The following is a 468-nucleotide window of genomic DNA, read 5'->3' on the forward strand; positions in this document are numbered from 1 at the left end:
ACTTTTGATTTCGCTGCTTCTTTTTCTTCTGTTGTTGCATCAGGTGTTTGATCAATGATGTTTTTTCTAGTTAATGCAATTTGATCAATAGAAGTCTTAGCTGTCTCTTTTTTTACAACTTCTGGCTGAATGTTATTTATAGCAACAGTTCCTCTATCTTTTGCTTGATCTACATCACTATTTGTTATTGCTTGATCAATACTATGTTTTGCTTTTGTAACTTCTTCGTCAACTTTTTGTTTTGCTGCTTCTTTTTCTTCTATTGTCGCATTTGATGTTTGATCAATATTATTTTTTTTAGCTCTTGCTACTTGATCAATTAACGTTTTAGCTGCAATTTTTTTTATAATATTGGGTTGAATATTATTAATTGCTATTGTGCTATTATGCTCAACTTGATTCACATCATTATTTGTAACTGCTTGATTAATGTTACGTTTTGCTTTTGTTACCTCTTCATCAACTTTT

The 468-nt window shown here is 29.7% G+C and carries 1 protein-coding gene; it reads right to left on the reverse strand.

The genetic code is table 11. From position 1 onward, the window contains the following. Nucleotides 1-468: DUF1542 domain-containing protein (locus tag HMPREF2647_RS00785; protein WP_176746903.1), on the reverse strand; the 468-nt coding region annotated here is incomplete at both ends.

Origin of the sequence: Staphylococcus sp. HMSC035D11 (assembly GCF_001836075.1) — a bacterium.
In the GTDB taxonomy this organism is placed as follows: domain Bacteria; phylum Bacillota; class Bacilli; order Staphylococcales; family Staphylococcaceae; genus Staphylococcus; species Staphylococcus hominis.